Source organism: Bacillus sp. B1-WWTP-T-0.5-Post-4 (assembly GCF_009183795.1).
GTDB lineage: Bacteria > Bacillota > Bacilli > Bacillales > Bacillaceae_G > Bacillus_A > Bacillus_A cereus.
On the sequence record NZ_WEIJ01000023.1, the window covers coordinates 1 to 8,666 of the forward strand.

The following is an 8,666-nucleotide window of genomic DNA, read 5'->3' on the forward strand; positions in this document are numbered from 1 at the left end:
CTTCATAGTTTGGTGATGATGGCAGAGAGGTCACACCCGTTCCCATACCGAACACGGAAGTTAAGCTCTCTAGCGCCGATGGTAGTTGGGACCTTGTCCCTGTGAGAGTAGGACGTCGCCAAGCAAGCTTAAGACGAGTCAGAATGACTCGTCTTTTTTGTATGCTTTCATACCTCTATCAATTGCATTTTTAACCCCTTCTAAATAAGAAAATCCATATTTTTTATCTGGCTCTAAGTAAGTTCCTTCCGCCCACTCGTTCCATGCGTTAATAAATAAAAACTCGCTGTTATAAAAAGAGTAAGTACGATGAATTTGCTTGCTTAAATATATGCTGAACTTTTCAGGGGTAGAACCTACAAAGATGCTGCTATTTGCGTTTTTACGTCGTGCAGTATTATCCCAATCAACAAAAGCCCCGGGAAATGTTTTTTTCTTTGGGAGCGATCGTTGTAATATATACATCCATACTTTATCGTAGTCCCAAACATTTAATTGCATATCAGAATCATATATTACCTTATTTATGTCTGAAGAGCTATCATGGGCAATTGTATAGAAAGGTTCAAACTGAATGCTAGCATCGAATCCATTTATATTAGGTAGTGGAAAACTGTTTAATGTTTCAGCAAAGTATATACCTTTTAAACCATTTTCTCGCGCTAATGCATTCCAGTAATTAAGCATTTTTTCACAATCAGGAATATGTCCTGGACGATAAATAATGAATAGAGGTTTATCATCTATATAAATATATCTCTCATCCTGGAAAGCCTGTAATAAATAATCAAAGTGTTCCTTCCAATCAGATATATCTCCGTAGTCTTGAGGCATTAATATATGTTTATCGAGACCATCCCAAGATTTTGTCCATGGTTCATTTGCCCAAGAAAGACAAAAAGGGAAGTCAGGTTCCTTCATCTTTAGTACCTCATTAAAGGGTGTTTCTAATAGTCTTTTTCCCTTAAACCAGTAATGATAATAACAAAAACCATATATACCGTATGCTTTAGCGATTTCCGCTTGCCACTTTCTTACGGAGGGGGTAGTTAAGTCGTAATAAAAATCTTGATAAGGTTCCCTAGGTTGATAATGTCCTGAAAATAAAGGTCGTGCACTTTTAGTATTTGTCCATTCAGTAAATCCTTTCCCCCACCATTGATCATTTTCTTTAATTTGATGGAATTGTGGTAAGTAAAAAGCTATTATTTTCAAGTTATATCCCCCTCATGTTTTTCGTAGTTCAAGTGTTGGGAAGTTATTCTTGATTTGGTGAAGTAATTTTAAAACAAGAGATATGTTATCTGTTTACTGTTTTTTATGGTATGTATTGGATTTTTTTAAGCTTACTTAATAAGAGAGTATTAGGTAATTTGATATATAGCTGAAATAGAAAGTGCTTTTCGTCATGAAATTTATTACGTTGAATGAAAGGAATTAAATTTTTTGAAGGACAAAGAGGGCCTGTGGTAATCGATTTACATCATCAAAAAAGTCTTGTAGCTTTAAATATTTCTCATAATGATTTTCAATATAAGTCCTAGGTATAACAGTTTCTCCGTAAAAACTACTATTTCTAACATCCCCTGCACCAGTAGGACTGTGAACAAATTTGCCGTTTTCATAATCCGAGATGGCGCGATGTATATCTGGAAAAGCTTGAGATAAAGTTTTATGCCATCCTGTTTGAATTAATTCAGGATGTTCTTGGAATTGTTGACAAAAATCAAGAAAATAGCGCGCTTGTGTTGTTGCGATGAAGATTCCACCAGGGCGAAGAACTCTTGAAAATTCTTTTACCCAATTTTCAGCAGTAGCTTCGGATAAATGTGAGAATACAGAATAAGCGAATATGATATCTAATGAATTGTCACTAATAAATTCTACAGGGGGATGTGGACTTGCTGTTTTATATATCCCTCTTCCTAGTGTTTCATTACAAAGTGTGATCATCGCAGGATCGACATCAATGCCAAGTAAATTTTGATCAGAGGCATCTTTAAATAAGAAGCGTATAATTCTTCCCCATCCGCAGCCGAAGTCTAAAACTTTACTTTCTTTATTCAAGGGAACCCCTAAATTTTGGGCGTATTCTTTTATATGTCTATAAAACAAATATGCTTCGTAAAGAGCATGTTCATAGGAAGCACCTACAAATTGTTTTTGAATTTCTTCAGGAGGAAACCTAGGTACGGGAATCCCATTTACCGTTGTTTGCGAACAACTTTGTATAAATAAATTTAGAAGTTCGACATCAGATAGTGAATTAACAAGGTAATCAAAATCACTTCCTAACTTAAAGTTATTCATTTGTTAAACCTCCGAATTATATAGTGATTAAACTTTATTTTCTTGCTTTTTACTAATAAAAACATGTAAAAATTCAGCATCTAATCCTAGTGATCTATCCTTTTGTAAATAAACAATGGTATACATATTGGTGTGTGTATAAATATATTCAATCATATCCTGCCCCCAATCGAACGTTACTAAAGATCCATTTTCATCAATAGGGTTTCCATGATAAATGGGCTCTTCAATATATTCGATCACCTCTTGATTCATTCTTGCTCTTTGCACAGTTTTTGTGAGTGTATGATACCAAGGGACAGTAAATACATGAGCACCGCCAGGTTTTAATACTCGTTCTATTTCTTTAAAGGCTTTGTTTGGCGTCATTACATGCTCAAAAACGTCTTGAGTAATGAATAAATCAAAAGATTCATCTTCAAAAGTCATGTCTTCTAAGTTCTCACATCTAATACCTTGAAAGTATTGGCCAAGAGGATAATTTCTAAAGTATTGAGAATAAGTATAGTTTTTACAGTTTTTTAATAGTAGCTGAGTTGTAATCCCTCCAGGAGAGGATTCGTGGATACTATAGGAATCCCATTTTGGAAAAAATGTATGCAAAGCATGGATTAAAGCTCGCTGCCTTGGTATAGAGTTACATGTAGAACATAAATAATGATCTCTAAGCCAATCATTATGCTCTATAAATGTAGCTTTCTTTTCGCAAATAACACAGTACCCATTATTGTGTTTCAAATTGATTTCCACACGACATCCCTCCTATGTTAAATGCAATCTATTTATGGAAAGTATGATACACGTCAACAATCAGCGAAATCAAAGGGGGAATGGGGGAAAGTTAGGTATCTCTTAAAATTGCGATTAGGAGAAGGGAATAATCAGTTGAAGAGAACCCCCAATCGAATTAAAGTTTCACTTTATGCTATGCGATGCATCAGCTTTTATTCATGGGAAAATGTATAGACTTAAAATATCCCTTTCGTGTATGGGTACATTTCAAAATCCTGTGCGTATATTTCTGTAACTAAATCCATAGTTTCTTTATCATAAAAGCTTTCGTATGTTGGAAATCGTGGGAAGTCTGTATCTGTAATGCTAAGTTCTGCATAGCTCCCTGCATAAATCATCTTATGTGCGCGATGATGATCTGAATTTGTAAGAAGTGCTAAAGGGGATTTTATCAAATCGTACGTGTGTTCTAGTTTGGCGATTTGTGTATTAAAATCTTCTAAAGGAATATAACATTGGATGAAGTTTTCTTCACCAGGGACGTATTGTTGACTAAAATGTATATCTAACGCTAGAGAATTGGAGCTGAATGCCTGAACGTAATATAAAAATTGTTTAAATGATATTCCTTGATTACTATATTTGTCATTGTAAAAATAATGACGGATACTTTCCCATTGAGGGCTAGCATATGGGTTGTCAGCAAGTAATAGAAATGAGCTGACAGCCCTTGTATAGGGATTTCGCACAAGTTTACAAACATCCTTTTTACCCTCTAGAAGACCATTTTGTAACTCTGGTATGTAATTTGTATTGTTCTTATACACCCAGAACTCATAGTAATGAATAAAGTCATTGTATTTCTTTGCTTCAGTAAATAATCCGATTTGAAAAAAGAACCAATTAGCTAACGCGGTGCATCCGCTTCTATGACTCCAAAATAGTATAATCGGAAAGTCTTTATGGTAATGTGGAATTCGATCTTTATGTAGAATTACATGATTTAAAAGTTCTTGATTTATATTTTTCATGAGTTTCGCACTCCTTTTTTGAAAACCTTGTGTATTTAGAAGTTTTTTTATGGGTTAAACAAGTGAGGATTGTTTATTAAATATATTCATGGGGATGAGTAAATATTATGAGTGTTTTTGCAGTCAACCAGAATAAGGAAGCTATTCTAAAATGAAAATAGAAAATAAAGATAATGAAAATTTATAACAAACATACAATGATAAGAAGATGAATAATCGAAATGATCCAGTTTATTTGTGTATATTTTTAGGTTTGAAGACGGGAAAAATTTACTACTAGAGAGATGATATTATGAGGAAGAATAATTATTTAATAGTAGGTGGAAATAGTTTCATTGGTATCAACCTCGCATTGGGTTTATTGAAACAGGGGCAAAATGTAAAAGTATTTTCCAGACATATAAATAATTTTCCTCAAAATATTGTAAGTGAAGTTGAATTTATTAAAGGTGATTTAAAAAATGTTGAGGATATATATAAGGCTTTAGTGAATATAGATATTATTATTTATTTAGCTGCGACGTCTAACGTAGCAACTTCAATTGAAGATGTTTTCGGTGATATTAATAGCAGTCTATTTTTTCTTAATTTCATGGAAAGTGTTAAAGATTTTCGTATTAAAAAAATTATATTAGCTTCTTCGGGAGGCACAGTTTATGGTGAACCTGAATATTTGCCTATTGATGAGAAACATCCATTAAGACCACTTTCCCCGTATGGAATAACAAAAGTTTCGCTGGAGAATTATTTGTATTTTTATAAGAGAAAATATGGAATAGATTATGTTGTATGTAGATATTCTAATCCGTATGGAAAATACCAAAACCCCTTAAAAAAAGTTGGGGCGATAAATTGTTTTTTGTACCAGCATCTCAGTAATGAAAGGATTCATATATATGGGAATCCAGAGGAGATTATTAGAGATTATATTTATATCGATGATTTAGTTGAAATTACTATACAACTAGCACAATTAAATCAATTGAAATCTTGCGTATACAACATAGGGAGTGGCAAAGGTCTTTCTTTAAAACGAATTATAGTGGAATTAGAGAAAATAACAGAAAGAAAAGTGGATTTTATCTGTTACAAACAAAAACAAGAGAACGTTCAAAAAATCATTTTAAATATTGATAAGATAAAACAAGAATTGAATTGGGAACCTAAAATAGATTTTAAACATGGGATTAGATTAAATAAGCTATGGATTGAAGAGTTCTTATATAGTAAAAAACAATAACCCACACTCTACTTGTATAAGCAGAGCGTGGGTTATTATTTTACTTCTTTTTCTATAACCCAAAGGTCTTGATGTTCCCACCAAAATCCTTCAGTATACTTTTTGATAATTGGGTTATGGGGTAATAATTTAATTTTGTCACACACGTAAGAGGGACTAACTATCGTTTGTCCGTATTGATTCACATCTAAATCGAATTGTTCACTAGAAGAGAGAAACCAATAGCCCTTTTCATTTAAATTTGGAAACCCGAAGTATTTTTTGCTTTGATAGCCATGGGTTGTGAAAATGAATAAACCACCAGGTGAAACAGCGTTATACAATGTTTGCAGCCAACGAAACCAAGTTGTATCAGGCATATGAGAGAAAAAGGATAGACAAAAAACGATATCGTACGTAGAGGAGTCCAATTTTAACTGTTCAGGCTCAGGATGAGATAATATAGAAGAACTATTTAATTTGTTTTCAATAAAGGAAATAGCCTCTTCGTGTATATCGCAAGCGGTTATACTCAAATTCGCTTGTAGATTTAATAAATGACGTGTTACGCAGCCGTATCCGGATGCAAATTCTAACAATTTAATTGGATTGCCTGTAGGAGGATAAAGGGAAGTAATTAAGTTTAAGAGTATTTGTGCTGAGTTTTGCCCATCTTTAAAGTAGTAATCTATCGCTTCTTTTTTTGATGGGAAGACGGGATTAGTGACAATGAACTGAAAGATATGATCCTCAGGATGGATACTTGCATTTACATTATAGCTGTGTGCGATTTGAGAAATTAAATCTTTATGTTCCTCTATAAAGTCTTTCAAAGAGTATTCCTCCCTTAAGTAATAGTAGCAACTTACAAGAGATATTGATGGCATAGAAAGCACAAGTTTAAATTTTTAAGTATGCTTTAAGATGCTTTCTATATGTATACATTTTCATTTTAGAAATGTCGTCGATAGTAAATCTTTCTTTAATGAAATTTTGCATTTGCACAACTTCATTGTAATGGGAGTATGAATCTTCTGTTCTTGTTACGCTATTTAAATGTCGTCTATGATAGTTTAAGGGGGCTGGATTGAAGTAAATATCTCCCTCTGTAAGAAGAGAAACATAGAAAAACCAATCACCAGCTATTTTGAACTTCTCTAACTGTTTTTCTGTTTTCTTCATATCTATATTTTTAAAAACTACACTTGAAACATTAGGTATAGTGTTTTTGATAAGTAACGTATCTTGTATTTCTTCGACGCCTTTTCGAAAATAGGGGCCTTTCCATTTTTCTTTATCGATATCATTTGTGTAATTTAAATAATGATTAGCCAATACATTTCCTTGTTCATCAATTTGTTTTGATTGTGTGTAACTTAAGGTAATATTGTTATTTATATAAAACCCCTGTATCACCTCTTGTAAAAATGTCTTATCGCATAAGTCATCGGCCTCTGCGATCCAAATATAATCACCAGTTGCTGCAGAGACTCCTTTTATCCATTGTTTAAATACAGAACCAGAGTTTTTATCATTAATAACCTGTTGAACCTTCAGGTGGGTCTTATTTTCTTTTGAGAGCAGCTTTTTAAAAGTTGATACGCTATGATCAGTGGAGGCATCGTCTAAGAAAATTAGTTCGTAAAGAGGGTAGGTTTGGTTTAATATTGATTCGATTCGAGCAGGTAAGTATTTTTCATAATTATAGTTCGGTATGATTACACTTATCTTTTTGTAATTATGTTCGAGAAGATCTAGTAATTGATAAATGTAATTAAGAAAATTGAAGTTTTTTTCGATAAGTTCTTGGCCAAAGCTTCCCTTTTGTAATCGTAATCCCTCATCATGAATAAATTCATATATTTTTTCTAGCATTTTGGGTAAATTTAAAAAATCTACTAAGGCACCAGTTTTTTCTGTAACAACATCTTCAAAACCTCCAGCATTTTTAAACCCTATAACAGGAAGTTTTGCATCTAATGCTTCTAAAACAACATTTGGAAAAGGATCTTCCCTTGAAGTTAATAAGTATAAGTCAGCCCCGGCGTTATATAATCCGATATCGGGAGTAGGATCGACTAATGTGAAATGTGCTTTATATTTAGGGGGCAGTGTATTCAGGAATTGAACGTCCGTTCTCCCTACCCAAATGAAATGAATATCCTTGTGAGTCTTTCGTACTGAGTAAGAGATAAGTGAGAATAAATCTATTCCTTTTCGATAATCTGCGAAGCCTACACCTAAGATAATTTTGCTATCTAGAGGCAGGTTAAGCTTCTTACGTAACTCATTTCTAGCTTTTGCGATATTGTTTTTATAAGGATTGTGGTTAAACAAACCTTGAGGGAGAATGTGACATTTTTGAGGATCCAATTCAGTGATTGTACGAAATTTTTCATATACGTATTGTGAAGGGAAGACAACTTTGTAAGCAAATTCAGCGATGTTTTTAGCTTTCCCTTCAGCAGAGTACTGTTGTATTAAATGCGGTAATTCATGTATTAATGAAACAACTTTTATATTGTGTCTAGCTAGTAATGCGACGATATCGCCACTTATGACAGTGCTACATATGGCGAGGGTAAAACCCTGTGATAATAAATCCTTTATTAATAATTCGACCTTTTCTTCTGTTTGATAACCTTGCTCGAGACAATAAACAGGACCGTACTTTTGAAAATCTGGAATTAAAATACCTGATCCAATAGAAATAATTGCAACAGAGTAATCAAAGTTTTCTTTAAGAGCCTTAATAGTATGTAAAGAAAGTAGCTGTGCTCCGTGGAAATGGGCATCATGGGATACATAAATTATCTTTTTATTAACATGCATTTCATAACGCCTCCTAAGTATATTAGATTTTAAAGGTAAAGAAGAGAAGTGTTTTATTTATAATCTCCCTAGAGATGAGCAGGAGGGAGGACGTACTAAAAGAAAAAATACTATCCTTAATATATATTTACTTGGTCTCACATTCATTCTTTAGAAAAGTATTAGTATTAAGTTAGAGAGTGTAGGCTGCAGATTGTTAGTTTGAATACATAAGTTTAAGAAGTTCTAAGGCTGTGTTAGAAATTAAGAGAGGGCAAAGCTTTTATGATTTATAAAATAAAAAAGATAAAAGGTATTGACGGTTGATCTACGGGGGTGTAATATAGGACAAGTCGCCGAGGACAATAACGTCGAAAGCGACAAACGAAATAAAAAACTTAGTTGACATCAATTAACGAAAGTGTTAACATAAGGGAGTCGCAAATGAGCGACCAAGTAGTTCTTTGAAAACTGAACGAAACAAACAACGTGAAACGTCAATTTTTATTTTAGATGCTAGACAAACTAACTTTATTGGAGAGTTTGATCCTGGCTCAGGATGA

Annotated in this window: 7 protein-coding genes and 1 rRNA gene; 2 read left to right on the forward strand and 6 right to left on the reverse strand. The window is 33.2% G+C overall.

Annotation, left to right across the window (positions count from 1 at the left end; all coding sequences use genetic code 11):
- Positions 1-8 precede the first annotated feature (8 nt).
- Positions 9-124: ribosomal RNA gene (gene rrf, locus GBN91_RS28250) — 5S ribosomal RNA — on the forward strand.
- A 14-nt stretch (positions 125-138) separates the two neighbouring features.
- On the opposite strand, the gene GBN91_RS28255 is transcribed toward rrf, so the two are convergent.
- The 4 genes from GBN91_RS28255 to GBN91_RS28270 form a co-directional block, all read right to left on the reverse strand.
- Positions 139-1,215, reverse strand: a complete 1,077-nt coding sequence (locus GBN91_RS28255) for a glycosyltransferase WbsX family protein (protein ID WP_152122868.1) — start codon at positions 1,213-1,215, stop codon at positions 139-141.
- Between the two features lie 222 nt (positions 1,216-1,437).
- Positions 1,438-2,310 (reverse strand): class I SAM-dependent methyltransferase, encoded by an 873-nt coding sequence (locus tag GBN91_RS28260; protein ID WP_025710433.1) that lies wholly within the window; start codon positions 2,308-2,310, stop codon positions 1,438-1,440.
- Positions 2,311-2,337: 27 nt separating this feature from the next.
- Positions 2,338-3,060, reverse strand: a complete 723-nt coding sequence (locus GBN91_RS28265; protein WP_149215803.1) for a class I SAM-dependent methyltransferase — start codon at positions 3,058-3,060, stop codon at positions 2,338-2,340.
- A 218-nt stretch (positions 3,061-3,278) separates the two neighbouring features.
- The gene (locus GBN91_RS28270; protein ID WP_152122870.1) at positions 3,279-4,073 is read right to left on the reverse strand and encodes a sulfotransferase family 2 domain-containing protein; all 795 of its coding nucleotides are present in this window, start codon (positions 4,071-4,073) and stop codon (positions 3,279-3,281) included.
- Positions 4,074-4,365: 292 nt separating this feature from the next.
- On the opposite strand from GBN91_RS28270, the gene GBN91_RS28275 reads away from it, so the two are divergent.
- Positions 4,366-5,313 (forward strand): NAD-dependent epimerase/dehydratase family protein, encoded by a 948-nt coding sequence (locus GBN91_RS28275; RefSeq protein ID WP_001230834.1) that lies wholly within the window; start codon positions 4,366-4,368, stop codon positions 5,311-5,313.
- Positions 5,314-5,348: 35 nt separating this feature from the next.
- On the opposite strand, the gene GBN91_RS28280 is transcribed toward GBN91_RS28275, so the two are convergent.
- Together GBN91_RS28280 and GBN91_RS28285 are read right to left on the reverse strand one after the other, a co-directional pair.
- Positions 5,349-6,125 carry a class I SAM-dependent methyltransferase gene (locus GBN91_RS28280; RefSeq protein ID WP_149215801.1) on the reverse strand — a complete coding sequence of 259 codons (777 nt, stop codon included), beginning with the start codon at positions 6,123-6,125 and terminating at the stop codon, positions 5,349-5,351.
- Positions 6,126-6,192: 67 nt separating this feature from the next.
- Positions 6,193-8,124 (reverse strand): glycosyltransferase, encoded by a 1,932-nt coding sequence (locus tag GBN91_RS28285; RefSeq protein WP_152122872.1) that lies wholly within the window; start codon positions 8,122-8,124, stop codon positions 6,193-6,195.
- Between the last annotated feature and the right edge of the window lie 542 nt (positions 8,125-8,666).